Below are 20545 nucleotides of genomic sequence, written 5' to 3' on the forward strand. Positions count from 1 at the left end.
TCCATTTTTATAAATATACCGGCAATAAAATAACCGGCCTTATCCCTATACATTATCGCCGGCAGCCGGAATGCGGATTCTGTAGAATATTCGGGCACAATTACTCTCCCACCTTTTACACATTGCTGCTTTTTATTGTTGTTTTCTCTCGGCGAATACGGCTCGAAAAATTATATTTTTCGGATTATACCGACTTGTATTTCAGGATACAGTTTTTCAGGCGGCAAATACCGTGAAACTTGCTTGACATCAATTCGGCTTCGGAAACAGGCCGTCTGAAAAAGTGTTCAGACGGCCTGAAACATCAACGGTGATAGTTCGGGGCTTCTTTGGTAATCTGTACATCGTGAACGTGCGACTCGCTCATGCCGGCGGCGGTGATTTCCACAAACTCGGCTTTTTCGTGCATTTCGGCAATGGTTTTGCAGCCCAGATAGCCCATGCTCGAACGCAGCCCGCCTACCAGCTGGTGGATAATCTGCACAATCGGGCCTTTATAAGGCACGCGGCCTTCGATGCCTTCGGGCACATATTTGTCGGCACTGTCTTCCTTGTCTTGGAAATAGCGGTCGCTCGAGCCCTGGCTCATCGCGCTCAACGAGCCCATGCCCCGGTAGGATTTATACGAACGCCCCTGATAAAGCTCGATTTCGCCCGGCGCTTCTTCAGTGCCGGCAAACATACCGCCCAACATCACGCAGTGCGCACCGGCCGCCAGCGCTTTGGCCACATCGCCGGAAAAGCGGATGCCGCCGTCTGCAATCAGCGGCACGCCCGTGCCTTTCAGGGCTTCTGCCACATTGTGGATGGCAGTCAGCTGCGGCACGCCCACACCGGCCACGATGCGGGTGGTGCAGATGGAGCCGGGGCCGATGCCCACTTTTACCGCATCTGCGCCTGCAGCCGCCAAATCGCGCGCCGCCTGAGCCGTGGCAATGTTGCCGCCGACCACCTGAACCTGCGGGTAATTTTGTTTCACCCACTTCACGCGCTCGAGCACTCCCTGGCTGTGGCCGTGGGCGGTATCGACCACAATCACGTCCACGCCCGCTTCAACCAGCGCTTTCACACGCTCGTCGGTATCCGCGCCCACGCCCACCGCCGCACCCACGCGCAGGCGGCCGTCTGAATCTTTATTGGCATTGGGAAACTCGGTGGTTTTGAGAATATCTTTCACGGTAATCAAGCCCTTAAGCTCCCAGTCGCCGTTCACCACCAACACGCGTTCCACTTTATGCTCGTGCATCACATCGCGCGCATCTTCGATAGACGTGCCTTCCGGCACGGTAACCAGGCGTTCGCGCGGGGTCATAATTGCCGAAACGGGCTGGTCGAGGCGTTTTTCAAAACGCAGGTCGCGGTTGGTAACCAAGCCGACCACTTTGCCGTTTTCCACCACCGGCAGGCCCGACATTTTGCGCTTGCGTTTCGAGAGCATTTCCACCAAATCGCGGATTAACATTTCAGGCTTGATGGTTACCGGGTCCTTCACGATGCCGCTTTCGTGGCGCTTCACTTTCGCCACGGCATTTGCCTGCCGCTCGGGGGGCATGTTTTTGTGGATGATGCCGATACCGCCCTCCTGCGCCATCGAAATGGCCAAACGGGCTTCGGTTACCGTGTCCATCGCAGCAGAGAGCAAGGGGGTGTTGAGCATGATTCCGCGTGTGAGCGGGGTTTGGAGTTTAACGTCGCGCGGCAGCACTCGGGAATGTGCGGGAACCAGCAAAACGTCATCAAAAGTATAGGCTTTTTCAACGATACGCATAATGCTCGGGCTTTCAGTTTGTGCAAGATGCACGGCATTGTACCAAATCCGCCGCCCGCTTAACAGCCGCCTGCCGCCCCCGGCCGTCTAAAATTTAATAAAATTACACCGCCGCACATCAGCACAAGCGTTGTAACCATGCAAACAATAACCCCCTTTATATCGCCGAATAACGCACTTATTATGACACTTACTTGATTTAACAGTACAATAAGGCCGTCTGAAAACCTATCTCCCAACACAGCCAAGAAAGAAAAAACCATGCACATTACCCGCACCGTCTATACTGCCGCTCTTCTCTGCCTGCTGCCTGCGCAATTTGCCGCTGCCCAGATTTACACCTGGAAAGGCAAAAACGGCAGCACCAGTTATTCAGATGTGCCGCACAACCTGAAAATTTCCAACGCATCAACCATCAACGTGCGCACCCGCACCGTTACCCCGCCGCCCGCCGCCCAAACCGCAGAAAGCGCAGGCGAAGGCTCGCTGGCCGACCAACAAAAACAGCTCAACGATGCCGTCAGCCGTGAAAATAAAAAAATCGAAGAGCAAAACAAAAAAATCGAAGAACAAAACCGCCTGCAAAAAGAAGACAACTGCAAAACCGCGCGCCTCAACCGCCAGTTTGCCGAAACCGCCCGCGTGGCCAACCGCGATGAATTTATCAAGCGTTACGATGCCGATATCGGCAAGTTCTGCAATTAGTCCGCTGCAAAAACCACCGGCCGTCTGAAAACCCGATTTTTCCGCTTGGTTTTCAGACGGCTCCGATTGGCCTAAAATAAACGGCATTTCATGACTCAGAAAGCCCGTTTTATGCAATACCGTATCCGCAGCAGCAACGACACACCGCCCGCCAACCTGCCCGCAGGCGAAAGCTGGGAGCGCAACACCCTGCGCGATGTTTTGCTCGAAGCCTATAAAGAACAACGCCGCGCCCGCTTCTGGCGCAACCTTTGGCGCGCCTTATGGGTGTTGGTGTTTTTGGCCGTGGCAGCCAACTCGCTCAGCAGCAGCCAAAGCGGCCCCGGCAGTTCATTGGTCAATATTTCCGAAGATCATACTGCGGTGGTTTCCCTCACGGGCACCATCGGCGATGAATACGAAGATAAAACCGCCATGCTGCGCGAGAGCCTCGAAGCCGCCTACAAAAACCACAAAGTCAAAGGCATCATCATCCGCGCCAACAGCCCCGGCGGCTCGCCCGTGGTGTCGAACACTGCCTTTAACGAAATACGCCGTCTGAAAAACGAATATAAAAACCGCAATATTCCGCTTTATGTGGTTGCCGAAGACGTTTGCGCCTCCGGCTGCTACTACATCGCCGCCGCCGCCGATAAAATCTATGCCGACCCTTCCAGCATTGTCGGCAGCATCGGCGTTATCGGCGGCGGCTTCGACCTCACCGGGCTGATGCACAATATCGGTGTGAAACGCCGCTTGAAAACGGCAGGCAGCAATAAAGGCATGGGCGACCCGTTCTCCCCCGAAACACCCGAACAAACCCGCATTTGGGAAGAAATGCTGGCCGACATCCACAGCGAATTTATCAAAGCCGTGAAGCAGGGGCGCGGCAGCCGTCTGAAAGAAAAAGAACACCCCGATATTTTCAGCGGCCGCATCTACACGGGCAACGAAGCCAAAAAAGCAGGCCTGATTGACGACTACGGCAGCATTTACAGCGTGGCGCGCGATGTGGTGAACGCCCCGAAAATCATCGACTACACCCCCGAAGACAGCTTCGGCAAACTCTTCGGCCGCCGCCTGCGTGCCGAAATCTCATCGGGTTTGCAGGCTGCCCGGAGCAAAATCTGGTAAAGGTTCCGCTTTCGCAGCTCCAAGCCTTCCGGCCGTCTGAAAAACTTTTCAGACGGCCTTCTGCTATAATCTGCAGCCTTCGTTTCAGCAGAATTTTCCATCCCTTCCCATGCAGCCCGATTTATCCCAAACCCTCGCCCGCGACCGTCATTTTCTGCAAACCGCCTTCAAAAACCCGAAAAAATTCGGCGGCTTGCCCAAAGTCGAAGAAAAATACCGCAAATCGCACGAAATCTATTTAAAACGCCAAGCCGCACTGCCCAAACCGCAGTATGACGGCACGCTGCCGGTGCACGAGCGTTTGAACGACATCAAAGCCGCCATCGCCAACCACCAAGTCACCATCATCTGCGGCGAAACCGGCTCGGGCAAAACCACCCAACTGCCGAAAATCTGCTTGGAACTCGGGCGCGGCACCGCAGGCTTAATCGGCCACACCCAACCGCGCCGCCTGGCCGCACGTTCCGTTGCCGAGCGGATTGCCGAAGAATTACAGTCGCCAATCGGCGAAACCGTCGGCTACAAAGTGCGCTTCAACGACAACACCTCGCGCGATGCCTATGTGAAACTGATGACCGACGGCATTTTGCTCGCCGAAACGCAAACCGACCGCTATCTCACCGCCTACGACACCATCATTATCGACGAAGCGCACGAGCGCAGCCTGAACATCGATTTCCTGCTGGGCTACCTGAAACAACTGCTGCCGCGCCGCCCCGATTTAAAAATCATCATCACCTCGGCCACCATCGATGCCGAGCGTTTTTCCAAGCACTTCAACAACGCCCCCGTGCTGGAAGTGAGCGGGCGCACCTATCCCGTCGAAATCCTCTACCGGCCGCTGCACGCGGCAGACGAAGACGAAGCGGAAATCGAAATCGCCGATGCCATCGTCGATGCCGCCGACGAGCTGGCGCAATTGGGCAGCGGCGATATTTTGGTGTTCCTGCCCGGCGAACGCGAAATCCGCGAAGCCGCCGAAGCCCTGCGCAAATCGCCGCTGCGCCGCCACGATGAAATCCTGCCGCTGTTTGCCCGTTTGTCAAACGCCGAACAGCACAAAATCTTCCACCCCGGCGGCACCAAACGCCGCATCGTGTTAGCCACCAACGTAGCCGAAACCTCGCTTACCGTGCCGGGCATCAAATACGTCATCGACACTGGCCTGGCGCGGGTGAAACGCTATTCCGCCCGCGCCAAAGTCGAGCAGCTTCACGTAGAAAAAATCTCACAAGCCGCCGCCCGCCAGCGTTCCGGCCGCTGCGGCCGCGTCTCCGCCGGCGTGTGTATCCGATTGTATTCACAAGAAGATTTCGAGCAACGCAGCGCGTTTGCCGACCCCGAAATCATCCGCAGCAATCTGGCGGCGGTGATTCTGCGCATGGCCGCGCTGAACTTGGGCGATGTGGCGGCATTCCCGTTTCTCGAAGCGCCCGACCAACGGTATATCAATGACGGGTTTCAGGTGTTGTTGGAACTGGGAGCGGTGGAGGAGGCCGTCTGAAAAATAAAACCTTAGCTTGCATTGATAAACCCAAATATCTCAGACAGTATTGGATTTTGTATCAATCCTCAAAAGACTTACTAGTAAAAATTTTTAACTACTAGTCAAAAAATGTTGAGCTTTGAAAGAGTATCTGCTATTATGCCTACCTATGGACGAGCTGCAATTTTCTCGATGCATTTCAAAAGATAATAATCTGATATACCGAACATGACAGTGGCACTTTCGTGTCGTTTACCCTAAAAGGTAAACTACTTCCGCGTTCTGATTAGGAATGGGTAGCCGAAGTAAAGTTAGCAACCTAAGCCTAGAAAATCAAATAAACGACTGGAAGCTGCTTATTGCATTGAAAGCAATGCAATAAGCATCAATACGAAAGCAACCTGTGCTATCCATACCATTTCTTAACGGTTCGGTATTGTTTGACGACTGGGCAATGTCGCCCTGTTAAATGAAAGATTTATTATGAAAATTCTTTTGAAAAATACTATTGATACTTTAAAACAGTTGAAAATGGAAATGCATGATGATATGGATAGCAGCACACAAGCAAAACTAGACCAAGTTATTCAGGATTTGGAACAGCATGATGATTTGACAAAATCTAAATTGCTGCAAATCTTGGGAGAAGTCTTAGACTGGTTACCAGTAATTCGCAGCATTATGCAATTACTGGATAAATAATTGGCTTGGGTGCAACAGGTTGCTTTTTATTATTCTATAGATAAGGAACTAGATAATGAATATTGGTAGAGCGATTAAATTATGCCGCAACCAAAAAGGATTTACCAAAACCAAACTGGCAGAAAATGCTGGATTATCAGTTTCTTATTTAACGTTGTTAGAACAGGGTAAACGAGACCCGAATTTATCTACGCTTGAAAAAATCTGCTTAGCTTTGCAAATTCCATCAACGGTTTTAATGTTTTTAGCAGCAGATGCAGATGAAAAAGCCAGCATGAGTACAGAATTATCAGAAAAATTATCGGCATTGGCTTTATCTGCAATTGGTGGCAATGATGAATAAACCTGTTTCTTTTTGTTATCCACACAAACCCATAGCCAGTTTGGAAAAACTGGCTATTTACTTGGGCATTACATTAGAAGAGTTACTTTATTTACGGCAATATTCTAATTCATTCTATTTCCTGCATGAGCGTAAAGAAAAAGCTGATGGTACTTTTCGGGATACCTATAATGTTCGTGATAGATTAAAAAATGTCCACGAAAAAATTGCTAAAAAATTTTTCACAATATTGGACTACCCCGAATATTTGCAAGGCGGAATTTGCAAACGCAGTAGTATAACCAATGCTAAACAACATATTGGAATGAACATTCTCATTAAAGAAGACATTTCTAATTTTTTCCCGAGCATCAGCAAAAAAATAGTTCATCAAGTATGGACTGGATTTTTCCATTTTTCCCATGATGTTGCGGATTGCCTAGCTGAATTGGTAACTTATCAAGGATACTTGGTACAGGGAAGTAAGGTTAGTGGCTTTTTGTGCAATTTGATTTGGTGGCAGCGTGAAGCAGATTTAGTTGCCGAATTCCAGAAGCAAGGACTTGTTTATACAAGGTTTGTTGATGATGTAACGGTTTCTACTAAGAGAAATTTAAGTAACGCAGAAAAGAAAAAAATTATCAGCAAAATTTATTCACTCTTCCATAGTGTTGATGCAAAAGCGAACCGAAAAAAGCAAAAGATTATGCATAAAGGCCATCAGCAAACTGTGAATAATATGAATGTTTCAATAGGCAAACCAACACTTCCAAAAGAAAAACGGAAAGAAATCCGTACTATAGTTTTTAAATGTGAACTTACCTTTCAAAATAAGGAAATACATATTACTGCTTATGAGAAACTGTTTAATTCAGCTAAAGGCAAGGTATTTTATTTAAAACAATTTCATACAGTACAAGCCGAACAGTTGCTACAACGATTGAATAAGATACAGCCTAAATTTTTCAACAGCTAAGGAACGATTGAATGCCTGTCTGAAAAATAAAAAGGCCGTCTAAAAATAAACCTATTAATTTGAGTATCAACTCTCGACGAAAACCCAAATAAACGACAAAACTGTCAGGCATCAATGCCCGACCTACAAATCCGTTATGCAAAACATGAAAAGCAATACAAATATGCCGTCTGAAAATCTTTCAGGCAGCCTGAAAACACCCACCCCCCCCGCTACCGCCTGACCAAACTCGGCAAACAAATGGCGCGGTTGCCCATCGACCCGAAAATCGCCCGCATTTTGTTGGCGGCAAAAAAGCACGACTGTATGGCGGAAATCTTGGTGATTGCGTCTGCCCTTTCCATTCAAGACCCGCGCGAGCGGCCGTTGGAGGCGCGCGAAGCGGCCGTCCGTGCGCACGAGCGGTTTGCCGACAAGCAGTCGGATTTTCTGGCCTATCTGAATATTTGGGATTCGTTTCAGCGCGAGCGTGATAAAGGCTTGTCAAACAAACAGTTGGTGCAGTGGTGCCGCCAATATTTCCTGTCGCACCTGCGGATGCGCGAGTGGCGCGAGCTGCACCGCCAATTGGCCGAAACCGCTATTGAGATGGGCTTGACCACCAAAGAGCAGGCATTCAGACGGCCGGGCGTGCAAGCGCAGTTAAGGCCGTCTGAAAATATGGGCGACCAAGATTTATCGGCCAAACTCAAGCAAAAACAACTGAATAAAAAGCAACACCGTGCCCATATCCGCGCGGCCAAAGAGGCGGGCTACGAGCAAATCCACCGCGCCCTGCTCACCGGCCTGATTGCCAATGTGGGCATGAAATCGCCGGACGGCCGCGACTACACCGGCGCGCGCGGTTCACGCTTTCATTTATTCCCGGCTTCTGCGCTGTTCAAGTCCAAGCCCAAGTGGGTGATGGCGGCGGAGCTCACCGAAACCACGAAACTTTATGCCCGCGACGTGGCCGCCATCCAGCCCGAATGGATCGAACAGGAAGCGCCGCATTTGGTGAAATATCATTATTTCGAGCCGCATTGGGAGCAGAAACGCGGCGAAGTGGTGGCCAGCGAACGGGTAACCCTTTACGGTTTAACGGTTTTGCCGCGCCGCCCCGTTGCCTACGGCCGCGTCGCCCCCGAAGAAGCGCGCGAAATCTTTATCCGCGGCGCGCTGGTGGCGCAGGAATGCGATTTGAAAGCCGATTTTTTTGTCCACAATAAAAAGCTGATCCGCGAAATCGCCGAGCTGGAACACAAATCGCGCAGGCAGGATGTGTTGGTGGACGAAGAAGCACTGTTTGATTTTTACAACCAAAGGCTGCCTGAAATGTATGTGCCGTCTGAAATACATGATGCAGATGCAGGCCGTCTGAAACCGCATATACGCCCCGCGAAAAGCGATGATGCCGCCGCCATCGCCGAAATATTCCGCCGTGCAGTCATGCACATTCACAACAGCCATTACAGCGAACAGGAAAAAAACGCATGGTTGCAGGGCGCAGACAGTGCCGATTTTTGGCAAAAGCGCATTGAGGGCGGCGGTTTTCAGGTGGCCGCACACAACGGGCGCGTGGCGGGCTTTATCAAATACCTGCCCGAACGGGGGCATATTCACTGCCTCTATACCGACCCGCATCATCAGCGGCAAGGCATTGCGGCCGCGCTGTTGTCTGCCGTGCTGCCGTTGGCGGAGAACAAAAAAAACCTAACGGCAGATGTATCCAAAGCGGCGTTGCCCTTTTTTGAAAAACAAGGCTTTGTGCTGCAGCATGAAAACCGAATTTCGCGTAACGGCTTGGTTTTAATGAATTACCGCATGATAAGGCCGTCTGAAAATACAGGGCGGCATCTCGAAGCAAACGCACAATCTGTTTCAGACGGCCTTTCAGGTAGCCCTTATCATTCAGGCCGTCTGAAAAAACCACTCCCTCTGGCCGACATCCGCACCTTCCAAAGCTGGCTGAAACAAGCCGGGCAGGAAAACCCGCGCCTGCTGTTTCTCAGCAAAGAAGACCTGATGCAGCACGCCGCTGCCCACATCACCGAAGAGCAGTTTCCCAAGTTCTACCAAACGGGCGACGGCAGATTCAAACTGAGCTACCGCTTCGAGCCGCGCCACCCGCTAGACGGCGTTACCCTTACCCTGCCGCTCACCGTGCTCAACCGTATCCACGCCCCCGCGCTCGAGTGGCTGGTGCCCGGTATGCTTCGCGAAAAATTAACACTGCTGATTAAAGCCCTGCCCAAACAAATCCGCCGCATCTGCGTGCCCGTGCCCGAATTCATCACCAAATTCTTAGAGAGCAGCCCCAACCGCCAAGAGCCGATCATTCCCCAGCTTGCCCGCTTTATCGCCAAAACCGCCGGCGATATGTGCCTGATGGAACAAATCGATCAACACGAATGGGCGGCGTTCAAACTACCCGAACACTGCTATTTCAACCTGCGCATTATCGATGACGGCGGGCAGGAGCTCGCAGGCGGGCGCGATTTAGTCAAGCTGCAACAAGCGCTCGGCCAGGCCGCCGCCGTTACCTTCCGCGACAACACCCAAGAATTCGAGCGCAACAACGTAACGGCGTGGGACATCGGCACCCTGCCCGAATCCATCAAATTCGCCCGCGGCAAACAGCAGCTCACGGGCTATCTCGGCCTGCAAAAAGAAAAAAACGGCAACATCGCCCTGCGCCTCTTTGACACCGCCCAAGCTGCCCAAGCCGCCCACCGCCAAGGCGTGATTGCCCTGATGCAGCTCCAGCTCAAAGAACATATGAAAGACCTCAACAAAGGCATTCCAGGCTTCACCCAGGCCGCCATGCTGCTCAAACACATCAGTGCCGACACCCTGCGCGACGATCTCGCCGCCGCCGTCTGCGACCGCGCCTTTATCGGCGATGACGGGCTTCCGCGCAACGAAAAAGCCTTTAAAGAGCAAATCAAACGCGCCCGCAGCCGCCTACCCGCCGTCAAAGAAGCCGTGAGCCGCTATCTGCAAGACACCGCTGCCGCCTACGCCGAACTGAACGCCAAACTCGCCAACGGCAAACACCCGCTCGCCGCACTTCTGCGCAGCCGTATGCAAAACCTGCTCGCTGCCGGTTTCGCCCAACGCACCCCCTGGAGCCAATGGCCGCGCCTGCCCGTTTACCTCAAAGCCATGACCCTGCGCATGGAAAAATACAGCGGCAACCCCGCCCGCGACACCGCGCGTGAAGCCGATATTCAAGAATTGGAACAAATGTGGCAGGAAAAAGCCGATGCCCTGCAAAAGCAAAACCAACCGCTTTCAGACGGCCTGAAAATGTTTCAATGGCAGCTGGAAGAACTGCGTGTGTCGCTGTTTGCGCAGGAATTGAAAACGCCGTATCCGGTGTCGGTGAAACGGTTGGTGAAGGAGTGGGAGGGTTTGAATAAAGGGTAAAAGGCCGTCTGAAAATTATCAACAACCCATATGGCAGATTCACTTTATTTTCAGCACAAGGCAGCAAGCCGCAGACCACATAAACAATACGGAACCGGTTTCGCCGCTGCTTGGGCGGCCGCCAAATTATCTTCTGCAAGCTAAAGCGCAGTAATGCCCAACAGAAATAAAGGGAATTCACGATATAGCCGAAGAAACTCCTAAAAATAGCCGAAGAAACTCCTAAAAAATCAAAACAGTCTTTCTATGCCGTCTGAAGCGCCGTGCTTGCAACCCGGCCGGCGCGCCGCTTACCCAACCCAAGGCCGTCTGAAACTCTGCCCGGCAGTTTTTCAGACGGCCTTTGGCTGCGCTATGCCTTGATTGCCGGTATCGCCGCTATTCAATGTTTTCCCGAACGCCAAATCGACCAGATAATCCACACGCCGTTGGCAAAAGCAAGCAGATAGCCGAGCAAGCCGATGAATTTGGGGCCGGTTTCTATGCTCATCACGATAGACGAGCCGATAATCAGGGCGGCGGTTACGATGCCCATGGTCAGGCGGTTGGTGGCGCGGTCGAGTTGGTGGCTGAAGTGGTCGAAATGTTTGAAGTCGATGTTGAGGCCGACCCGGCCTTTTTGCAGGCGGCGGCTCAGGCGAAAAAGGTTTTGCGGCAGTTCGTCAAACGCCTGCACAAGGGTTTGGGCGTGCATTTTGCTTTTGCGCAGAATATGTTCGGGCGAGGCGCGCCCGGCATACACTTCGGCCACAATGGGCTTGGCCTGCTCCAGCAGCTCGATGCTGCCGTCAAGCTGTTTTACCACGCCTTCCAGGGTAATCAGGGTTTTGAACAGCATCACCAAATCGCCCGGCAGGGTGAGGCTGTGGCGGCGCATGATTTGGGTGATGTCGTGAATCACCTGGCTGATGCGCAGGTCGCGTATGGGGGTGTGTTCATAATTGAGCAGCATTTCGAGCACATCGGCACCGAGCAGGTTTTCATCGGGCAGATCGCCCTGCGCCCAGTTAATCAGCACATACTGCATACCGAATGGGTCGCGGCGGCTAAGCGCGGTAATCAGCTCGACGATTTCGCGGCGGCGGGTGTTGCCGAGGTGGCCGACCAGGCCGAAATCAATCAGGGTGATGCGGCCTTCGCTGTTGAAAAAAATATTGCCCGGATGCGGGTCGGCGTGGAAGAAGCCCTGTTTCAGAATCATGGTAAACAGGGTGTCGGTGATGCGGGCGGCCAGCGTGCGGCGGGTGTCGGCATCAAGGCTTTCAGACGGCATGTCTTTGAGCAGGGTGTCGCCGATGTATTCCTGCACGAGAATATGGCGGTTGGAATATTCTTGGTAAACCTTGGGGATACGGATAAAGCCGTGGCCGGCAAAGGTGGCTTCAAACCGCTGCATATAGCGTAATTCCACCGATAAATCGGTTTCTTTGGCCAGGCTTTTGGCAAAATACTGCACCATCTGCACCGGACGGTAACGCCTGGCTTCGGGGATTTCCGACTCAATCAGGTTGGCCAGATGGGTTAAAATGCGCAGGTCGGCCTGTATGGTCGGTTCGATGTCGGGGCGTTTGATTTTCACCGCCACGGTTTGACCGCCAACCAGCTCGGCACGGTGCACTTGCGCAATCGAAGCACTGCCGGCGGGCTCGGGGTCGATATATTTGAACACATTTTCCACCGGCTGCCCGAGATGGGCGGAAATTAAAGCGCGGATATCGGCACCCGGTATCGGCGCCACATTGCTTTGCAGCCGTTCAAACTCTTCTATCCACTCAGAGCTGAAAATATCCACGCGGGTGGAAAGCACCTGGCCGAGCTTCACAAACGTGGGGCCGAGTGCTTCAAACGCCATGCGGAAGCGGCGTGGCGTGCTCATATAGCGGCTTTCGGGCGCGGCTTCGGCATCGGCCGCGTTTTGGTAGGAGAGCTTGATGCGCTGCACAAATCCGCCCAGGCCGTATTTGGTTAAAATGCCGATAATCTCGCGCATACGCGGAAAATCGCGCATGGCCAGCAGGGTGGGAATCATCATGGCTTTTGCAGTATTTTTCAGGGTTCATGCCTTGCACGAACGGTTTTTTGCTGTGAAAATCAATCCTTGCCGCCTGCTGCGGCACCAACCGGATCAAATTTCCGCTCTGCCGCCTTTCCGGGCGGCGCACATATTCCGCTATATTTCAATCTGTTTTTCAACAATATAGCGGCTTTATTGCCGGCTGCGAATCTGCGGCAGGACACAGAATAACACAACCGGGGCGGCACAGGCCGTCTGAAAACCGATTGCAGCAGGCTGCCCGCAGGTGGTTTGCACACAACAGAATACTTCTATGACACATTTCAAACGATTATTTTCGGCGGCACTCTCTGCTTTCTGCCTGATGTTGCCGGGTGCGGTGCAAGCCGATGATTTGGAAAACCTTATCCGCCTGCAAACGCCGCAATATGTACCGGCCGACACCTCCGTCAGCCGCAGCAGGCCGGCAGGCCGCAGCGATGCCGATGATTTGATCGGCAGTGCGATGGGGCTGCTCGGCGTGGCCTACCGTTACGGCGGCACCTCTTCGCGCACGGGTTTCGACTGCAGCGGTTTTATGCAGCATATTTTCAGCCGCAGCATGCAGATCAGCCTGCCGCGCACCTCGGCCGACCAGGCCAGAGAAGGCGAATATGTGAGCCGCAGCAGTCTGCTGCCGGGCGATATGGTGTTTTTCCGCACCATGGGCGGCAGCCGCATCTCGCATGTGGGGCTGTATATCGGCAACGACCGTTTTATTCATGCGCCCAGGGCGGGCAAGCGCATCGAGATTGCCAGCCTCAACAATAAATATTGGAAAACCAAATACGCCACCGCCCGCCGCATCAAGAAAAACGATCCTTCGCGTTTTTTAAATTAAGGCCGCAATAATCATGAGTATGCCCGAAATGCCGAAATGGTATAGCGATAACGGTGAAATCGTTTCCTGCACCGAAAAAATCAAGGTGATGGCAGAAAACATGACCGAGCTTTACCAAGCCGCCCAAGATGCGTTTGAAGATGCCCTGCTGATGGGTTGCAGTGAAACACAACTGCGCGAATATCTGCAACGGCTGGTAGCGGGCGTGGAAAACCCCTACCGCCAAGACTGAGCCGCCCCAAAATAAAAGATGCGGGATAAAAACGGAATCCGAAAGGTTTCCGTTTTTTCTTTTTTATTGTGAGCAAAAAACGGCCTTATCTATTGCCCCCTTTTTTTCTTGGGGTGAATATCAGGCCGTCTGAAAAAATATTCGGAAAAAGGCATTAATCCGAATCAACACACACGACAGCCCGCTTTACCATCCTCACAGCGCAGCCTTACCGGCCGCCCCGTCTGAGCGGCCGCTCCCCGCCGACATGGATAGCCATACAGGCCTGCGAGGCCGTCTGAACATTATTGCCCGCCGCCCCGCATTGATTTCGGCAGTGCTACAGAACTCTGGGCAGCCTGAATGGCCGGGCCCGGCTATTTTGAAACCATCACGTTGAATCTGTTTGGTTTTCAGCACTCCCCCTGCAACTTTCCAACCCCGGCAATATACAAACAGCAGCCACGGTGGAGATGTTCTCCATTTTCATAAAAAGCGGTTTCCGGCCGGGCAAAGCCGGCCTGCCCAGAACCGCTCCGCATCTTTTCAGACGGCCTGTGCAGCGGTATGATTCCGATTGGTTAATCATTTAAAAAAAATGCACTGCCATGATGAACCCTTTCATTTTCGGGCAAGGCAAGCCGCCGGCAGTACGGCAAGGCAAAGCCGCGCGGTAACAGAAATGAAAAGAACCGGCCAGCCAACCTGCGCCGTTGCAACGGCGGCAGTTTGGGCAGGTACTTCAGGCCGTCTGAAACCGCCGGCGCAATAATAAATACAACACAAAGGAGAAACCTAACCATGATTAAAGCATTGAGCGTTATTTTCGGCTGTTTGGCCGTGGGAGAGGCGGCTGTGCATTTCACCGGCATCAAACTGCCCGGCAGCATTATCGGCATGGGCTTTCTGTTTGCCGCCCTGCACGCGGGCTGGGTGAAAACTGCCTGGCTGCAGCAGATGGTAGACGTTTTGATGGGCAACCTGTCGCTGTTTTTGGTGCCGCCGTGTGTGGCGGTGATGAGCTATCTCGATGTGGTGGGGCGCGATTTTCTTTCCATCGCCACCGCCACTTTGGTGAGCACGTTTTTGGTGATGTTTGTTACCGGCAAAGTGCATGAGCTGATGCGGAGGTTTTGGTGATGGAAATGCTCGTACACCCGGCCGTTTTGCTGTTTGTTACCGTTACCGTGTATTGGATTGCCAATGTGTTGCGGACACGCACGGGCAGTTTTCTGTGCAACCCCGTGGTGTTGAGCTCGGCGGCGGTGATTGTTTATCTGAAAACCATCGGCACCGATTATGAAACCTATCGCGAAGCGGCCGCGTTTATCGATTTCTGGCTGAAACCGGCGGTGGTGTCGCTGGCGGTGCCGCTTTATCTCAACTGGAAAAAAATCAGCAGCCAATGGCTGCCGATTATCGTGTCGCAGGCGGCGGGCAGCGTAACCGGTATCGTAACCGGTGTATATATCGCCAAATGGATGGGTGCCGAGCGCGAAGTGGTGTTGTCGCTGGCGGCCAAATCGGTTACCAACCCGATTGCCATCGAAATCACCCGCACCATCGGCGGTATTCCCGCCATAACCGCCGCCACGGTGATTCTGGCGGGCATGATGGGGCAGATGGCCGGCTTCAGGCTGATGAGCAGCAGCACCATCAAACTGCCCACTTCGCAAGGGATGTCGATGGGCGCAGCCTCGCACGCAATGGGCATCGCCGCATCGCTCGACCGCAGCCGCAAATTGGCTGCCTATGCCAGCCTCGGTCTGATTTTCAACGGCATACTCACCTCCGTGTTGGTGCCGGTGCTGATTCCGCTGACAGGGATTTGATGCCGTGTGTTGCCATTCGTTCGCCACACCAAACAAACCGCAAACAACAGATAATGCCTAACCGGTTTTGCTGCCGCCCCCACGGCCTGAAAAACCGTTCTCTTTAGCCGGGCGCACGCCGCAACGGCAGCCGAACCGAGCCGCTATCGCGGCAACAGGCCGTCTGAAGCACAACCGGGTCGAACCGGACGGGTGTTTATTCTTTCAGACGGCCTGTGTATCCGCCGAAATAACTAGCCGCTAACCACAACGCATCATCAACAAAAAGCATGCCCGGCCATACAATCAGCACACCCCATACCGCGAGCACCACACCATGCTGACCGACCCATTCGGCCGCACCGTAGATTATCTGCGCATATCCGTAACCGACCGCTGCGATTTGCGCTGCACCTATTGTCTGCCCAAAGGTTTCAAAGGCTTTGCCGTGCCGAAAGACTGGCTCACGCTGGAAGAAACCGCGCGCATCGCCGCCGCGTTTGCACGGCTGGGCACCAAACGTTTCCGCCTCACCGGCGGTGAGCCGCTGCTGCGCAAAGGGCTGGCAGATCTGGCCGCCGAAATCAACCGCCAACCCGGCGTGGAAGATATTTCGCTCACCACCAACGGCACACAGTTGGGCAGATATGCCCGCACGCTGCGCCAAGCAGGCGTGCGCCGTCTCAACATCAGCCTCGACAGCCTGCGCGGCGACTGCGTGAAAAGCATCACCGGCACCGACTGCCTGCCGCAAGTGCTCGAAGGCATCAAAACCGCCAAACAAGCCGGTTTCGAGCGTATCAAAATCAACATGGTACCGCTCAAAGGCGTGAACGATACCGATTTGGACGACATGGCCGCTTTCTGCATCGAAAACGGCTTTATCCTTAATTTAATCGAAGCCATGCCCATGGGCGCCACCGGGCAGGCACACGCCAAAGTAAACCTGCAACCCGTACTGGCACAATTGCAGCAGAAATTCAACCTTAAACCTTTTGAAGGCAGAATCGGCGGCGGCCCCGCGCGCTATTGGCAAAGCGGCAGCGGCGATTTCATTCTCGGCCTGATAACCCCCATGAGCCGGCATTTCTGCGCCACCTGCAACCGCGTGCGCCTTTCCGCCACCGGCAACCTGCACCTGTGTTTGGGGCAGGAAAACAAAGTGCCGCTGCGTCCGCTGCTGCGCGGCGGCTGCAGCGATGCCGAGCTGGAGCAGGCCGTTTGTGATGCAGTGCGGCAAAAACCCGAGAAACACGAGTTTGTCGAAAACCCGCAAAAAATCATCCGCGTTATGGCATTAACGGGCGGCTAAACACCGGCAGCGGCCGAAAGCGGCTTCGGCAGAGCCTCTGCCTCCCGCCGCAGGCATAACCGGCCGCCAACACGCTGTTAAAAAATAACGGCAGCGTTGCCCTTACTGAAATTTAAAAACGGAATACGGCAAGCCCGCCCAACTGCACGCAGCGGCGTTAGGGTGCCCTAACCCACAGAGCGCGTGATGATGCAAACCATTGAAAAAACATTGCAACATCGGCGCCCGTGCCGCCTGCCGCCCAATAACGAAAACCGGCGGGTTCAGGGTTCGCTATGGCTGATGCGGTGTTCAAAGCCGTTGGGGCCGTCTGAAAATATTTTTTCAGACGGCCCCAACGATGCTGAAACACAGTAAAACGGCACAAGGCAATGCAGCCCTGCCCGCTTCCGGCTCAAGATGTGCCGACTGCTGAAACATCAGCAGATTCGCCATCAACGGTTATGCCGCCTGCACCTGCCTTACCGAAAATAAATCGGGTTCGCTATAATTGATGTGGATTTCAAAGCCATTGAAGCCGTCTGAACATATTTTTCAGACGGCTTCAATGGTTCTGAATACCGTGAAACGGTAAAAAGATATAGTAAAACGGCACAAGGCGGTGCAGCCCTACCCGCTTCCGGCTCAAAGAGGAGCGCCGCCGAAACGGCTTCGGCTTGCAGCGTAGTTGATCCGCAGCAGGCTGCCCCGCCGCAGGCAGCAAATGGTGCAGCAAAGCCCCCCTGCTGCCCTGATTATTTTAGCGGTATTGGGGGGGTCTGCTGCCCGCTGTCTTGCTTCGTTTTGTGTTTCACCATATCGATATATGGTATGACGCATATCGGATTCCGAAACTTTTGCAAACCCGCTTAGGCCGTCTGAAAACCCATACCGGTTTTCAGACGGCTTTTTACCAACCCCGCCTTACCCGGTGTTGCGCAGGCCTTGCGCCACGCCGTTGATGGTGAGATGCACCATTTGCAGCAGATAGGCGTTGTCCGGCTCTTGGCGCAGGCGTTTGAGCAGGGCCACCTGCAAGCCGCCCAGGGCGTTCAGATAAGGAATACGCAAAGCGAGCGAGCGGGCAAGCGTTCGGTTGCCGCTGAGCAGCTCTTCGGTTTGCAGAATATCGAGCAGCGCCCGGCGGCTTTTGAGATATTCGTTTTTAATCTGAGCAAATATTTCGGCGGCACGCGCGGGCGATTCGCTCAGCGAGGCGTAGTTCTCGGCCAGGGTCAAATCGGTTTTGGCCATCACCTGCTCCATATTGGAGAGCATGGCTTGGAAAAAGGGGTTGTTGCGGGCGTGGTGTTGCAAGGCTTTCAGACGGCCTGCGTCTTGACCGCACAGTTCTTCCACCGCGCTGCCGAAACCGTACCACGCGGGCAGCATCAGGCGGTTTTGCGTCCAGGAAAACACCCACGGAATCGCGCGCAAATCTTGAATCCGCGCGAGGGTTTTACGGCTGGCAGGGCGGCTGCCGAGATTGAGGCTGGCGATTTCCCGAATGGGGCTGGTTTGTAGAAAATAGTCGACAAACCCGTCGGCGGTAATCAGGGCGCGGTAATGCTTGAAGGCGCTTTCGGAAAGCGCCTGCATCAGCCGGCTGTCGGGATTTTGGCTCTGCGGCAGCAGGCTGGCTTCAAGGGTGGCGGCCACCAGGGTTTCCAGGTTGCGGCGGGCGTTGCCCGCATCGGCATATTTGGCGGTAATCACTTCGCCCTGCTCGGTGATGCGGATTTGGCCGGCCACGCTGTGTTCGGGCTGGGCGAGAATGGCTTGGTAAGAGGGGCCGCCGCCTCGCCCTACGCTGCCGCCGCGTCCGTGAAACAGGCGCATACGCACACCGTAGCGGCCAAACAGTTCCACCAAGCCCAATTCGGCCTGGTAGAGCCCCCACGAGCTGCTCACATAACCGCCGTCTTTGTTGCTGTCGGAATAGCCGAGCATGATTTCCTGAAGATTGCCGCGGCTCTCGAGCAGGCTGCGGTACCACGGCAGGGCAAACATGGTGTCCATCACGTTGCAGGCGTTTTCGAGTGCTTCGATGGTTTCAAACAGCGGCACGATATTGATGCGGCTCTGCGGTTTGCCGTTTTCCTGCAACACCAAGAGGCCGCTTTCCTTCAGCAGCAGCGCCAAAGCCAAAAGATCGCTGGGCTGCTCGCAATTGGAAATGATGCTTTGGCTGACGGCTTTTTCTCCGAATTCGTTTTTGATTTTACGGGCTTCGTGGAACACGGCCAACTCGCTTTGGGTGTGTTCGCTGTAATCCGCATAGGGGCTGTAGAGCGGGCGGCGGTTTTGCAGTTCGCGCAGCAGCACGGTTTGCTTTTCTGTTTCGGTGAGCGCGCGGTAGTTTTCCAAGCCGGCGCGGGCAAACAGCTCGGCCACCACTTCGCTGTGTTTGTCGGCATGTTGGCGCAAATCCAGCGGCATCATATAAAAGCCGAACACGGATGCGGTTCGGATCAAGTCGGCCACCCGGGCTTCGGCCAAAAGGCCGCTGCGGTTATCGCGCAGCGATTGCTGTATGGTTTTCAGATCGGCCATAAATTCATCGGCACCGCCATAAGGTTCGAGCAGGCCGAAGTGGCAGCCGAGGGTGAGGCCGAGCCGGCGGCCGCGCGCAATCAGCCGCGCCATCATGTAGGCAATGGCGCGGCGGTAGGGTTCTTCTTCGTGGGCGATTTCGGTGTCGGGGGAGCGTGCCGACAAGGCCAGTACGCCCTCGTTCACGCCGACACGGCGCACCGACAGCGGCAAGTCGTTGTAAAGCTCGCTCAGTTGGCGGCGGTAATAATGAAACACGGTGTCGGCATGGCGGGTGAAGGCATGGCGCAGGGTGTCGGCAGAAACAAAGGGATTGCCGTCGCGGTCGCCGCCTATCCAGCCGCCGATTTGCAGAATATCGGGCACTCTGATACCCGGATAGGCCGTCTGAAAGGTTTTTTCTATGCTGCGGTAAAGCTTGGGAAGGGCCTGGAAAAAACTGAGCGGAAAAATCGATACGCCGTTATTGACTTCGTTTTTAACGGTGATTTTGAAGTGGCGGGTTTCGCTGGTCTGCCATAAGGCCAGCAGGGTTGCGTCCAGCTCGCTCTGCAACTCTTCCAACGCTTCGGCGCTGTTGCAGTATTCGCGCCTGGGCAGCAGGGCACTGATGCGGCGGTGGAAATTCAAGGTGGCCTGCCGCTGCACCTCGGTGGGGTGGGCGGTGAGCACGGCGGCGATATAGGTGTTGTCGAGCTGGCGCTGAACGGTTTGCAGATCGATTTGGTGTTCGCGCAGTTTGTTTACAGTATCGGCCACGCTGCCGGCGGCGGCACGGCTGCCGGCCTGCTCGTGCGCCAAACGGCGGCGCTCGTGGTGTACGTCTTCAGCGATATTGAGCATTTGCGCAAACAGGCCGCAGGCCAAAATCAGGTTTTGGGTTTGCCGCTCGTTGAGCTGCGGCAGCACTGCTTCGATAACTGCACTGCTGTCTTCACAGTCGGCCAGAGTTTTTACGGCATTGAGTACGATTTCGGTGGTTTCGCTGTGCAGCAGCCTGAACAACGCTTGGGTAAGAAATTCGGCATCTGCGGCCAGCGGAGCATCTTTGGGATTATTCAGAATGTGGAGTCGCATAAGGTTTCTTCTTAACATTATTAATACAACTCATTGTATATCAAGGCATAACAAGAAACCATCATGGTTGGCGATGTAGCGGTATGTAATTTGATGTAAGTGGGCGGCCGCCGGGGCTGTCGGGGGGCAGGCCGTCTGAAAATAATTTATTCGCCAAACCATAGCTCCGACTCTGAAAATCCATTAGAATAAACCGCTGTGCCGTTGTGTTCAGGGAAACCTAACGGT

General features: G+C 54.0%; 16 protein-coding genes. 12 read left to right on the forward strand and 4 right to left on the reverse strand.

Annotated features, from left to right (window positions below; genetic code table 11):
- Window positions 1-304: 304 nt before the first annotated feature.
- Window positions 305-1768 (reverse strand): IMP dehydrogenase, encoded by a 1464-nt coding sequence (gene guaB, locus H7A79_RS08250; protein WP_186999918.1) that lies wholly within the window; start codon window positions 1766-1768, stop codon window positions 305-307.
- 261 nt (window positions 1769-2029) lie between these two features.
- Between guaB and H7A79_RS08255 the strand changes: the two genes are divergently transcribed.
- From H7A79_RS08255 to H7A79_RS08285, 7 genes are all read left to right on the forward strand, one after another.
- A complete protein-coding gene (locus H7A79_RS08255; RefSeq protein ID WP_135036472.1) occupies window positions 2030-2473 on the forward strand; it encodes a DUF4124 domain-containing protein in 444 nt (147 codons plus the stop codon).
- A gap of 111 nt (window positions 2474-2584) precedes the next feature.
- Window positions 2585-3586: a S49 family peptidase gene (locus H7A79_RS08260; protein WP_187001666.1), complete on the forward strand. Its 1002-nt coding sequence runs from the start codon at window positions 2585-2587 to the stop codon at window positions 3584-3586.
- A gap of 109 nt (window positions 3587-3695) precedes the next feature.
- A complete protein-coding gene (hrpA, locus tag H7A79_RS08265; RefSeq protein ID WP_186999919.1) occupies window positions 3696-5090 on the forward strand; it encodes an ATP-dependent RNA helicase HrpA in 1395 nt (464 codons plus the stop codon).
- A 465-nt stretch (window positions 5091-5555) separates the two neighbouring features.
- Complete coding sequence (locus H7A79_RS08270; protein WP_186999920.1) at window positions 5556-5774, forward strand: hypothetical protein; 219 nt, start codon at window positions 5556-5558, stop codon at window positions 5772-5774.
- A 55-nt stretch (window positions 5775-5829) separates the two neighbouring features.
- Window positions 5830-6117, forward strand: coding sequence for a helix-turn-helix domain-containing protein (locus H7A79_RS08275; RefSeq protein WP_186999921.1), 288 nt, complete (start codon window positions 5830-5832; stop codon window positions 6115-6117).
- Window positions 6107-7072 carry a reverse transcriptase family protein gene (locus H7A79_RS08280; RefSeq protein WP_246407827.1) on the forward strand — a complete coding sequence of 322 codons (966 nt, stop codon included), beginning with the start codon at window positions 6107-6109 and terminating at the stop codon, window positions 7070-7072. Before H7A79_RS08275 ends, H7A79_RS08280 begins: the two co-directional genes overlap by 11 nt.
- Before the next feature lie 240 nt (window positions 7073-7312).
- Window positions 7313-10480, forward strand: a complete 3168-nt coding sequence (locus H7A79_RS08285) for a GNAT family N-acetyltransferase (RefSeq protein ID WP_353663613.1) — start codon at window positions 7313-7315, stop codon at window positions 10478-10480.
- A 382-nt stretch (window positions 10481-10862) separates the two neighbouring features.
- On the opposite strand, the gene H7A79_RS08290 is transcribed toward H7A79_RS08285, so the two are convergent.
- Window positions 10863-12512, reverse strand: coding sequence for an ABC1 kinase family protein (locus tag H7A79_RS08290; RefSeq protein ID WP_186999922.1), 1650 nt, complete (start codon window positions 12510-12512; stop codon window positions 10863-10865).
- A gap of 346 nt (window positions 12513-12858) precedes the next feature.
- Between H7A79_RS08290 and H7A79_RS08295 the strand changes: the two genes are divergently transcribed.
- Complete coding sequence (locus H7A79_RS08295) at window positions 12859-13374, forward strand: C40 family peptidase (RefSeq protein ID WP_246408137.1); 516 nt, start codon at window positions 12859-12861, stop codon at window positions 13372-13374.
- 13 nt (window positions 13375-13387) lie between these two features.
- Complete coding sequence (locus tag H7A79_RS08300; protein WP_135036501.1) at window positions 13388-13606, forward strand: hypothetical protein; 219 nt, start codon at window positions 13388-13390, stop codon at window positions 13604-13606.
- A 560-nt stretch (window positions 13607-14166) separates the two neighbouring features.
- Here H7A79_RS08300 and H7A79_RS08305 read toward each other — a convergent pair.
- Entirely contained in the window at window positions 14167-14388 is a 222-nt protein-coding gene (locus tag H7A79_RS08305) for a hypothetical protein (protein WP_214646371.1), read from the reverse strand.
- On the opposite strand from H7A79_RS08305, the gene H7A79_RS08310 reads away from it, so the two are divergent.
- The 3 genes from H7A79_RS08310 to moaA all read left to right on the forward strand — a co-directional run bounded on the left by H7A79_RS08310 (window position 14387) and on the right by moaA (window position 16708).
- The gene (locus H7A79_RS08310; protein ID WP_135036504.1) at window positions 14387-14725 is read left to right on the forward strand and encodes a CidA/LrgA family protein; all 339 of its coding nucleotides are present in this window, start codon (window positions 14387-14389) and stop codon (window positions 14723-14725) included. The genes H7A79_RS08305 and H7A79_RS08310 overlap by 2 nt on opposite strands.
- A complete protein-coding gene (locus H7A79_RS08315) occupies window positions 14722-15417 on the forward strand; it encodes an LrgB family protein (RefSeq protein WP_186999924.1) in 696 nt (231 codons plus the stop codon). The genes H7A79_RS08310 and H7A79_RS08315 overlap by 4 nt, the downstream gene beginning before the upstream one ends.
- A 316-nt stretch (window positions 15418-15733) precedes the next feature.
- Window positions 15734-16708, forward strand: a complete 975-nt coding sequence (gene moaA / locus H7A79_RS08320; RefSeq protein WP_186999925.1) for a GTP 3',8-cyclase MoaA — start codon at window positions 15734-15736, stop codon at window positions 16706-16708.
- Window positions 16709-17611: 903 nt separating this feature from the next.
- Here the strand turns inward: moaA and ppc are convergent.
- Window positions 17612-20317, reverse strand: a complete 2706-nt coding sequence (gene ppc / locus H7A79_RS08325; RefSeq protein ID WP_186999926.1) for a phosphoenolpyruvate carboxylase — start codon at window positions 20315-20317, stop codon at window positions 17612-17614.
- Window positions 20318-20545 lie beyond the last annotated feature (228 nt).

It is taken from the genome of Neisseria musculi (assembly GCF_014297595.2).
In the GTDB taxonomy this organism is placed as follows: domain Bacteria; phylum Pseudomonadota; class Gammaproteobacteria; order Burkholderiales; family Neisseriaceae; genus Neisseria; species Neisseria musculi.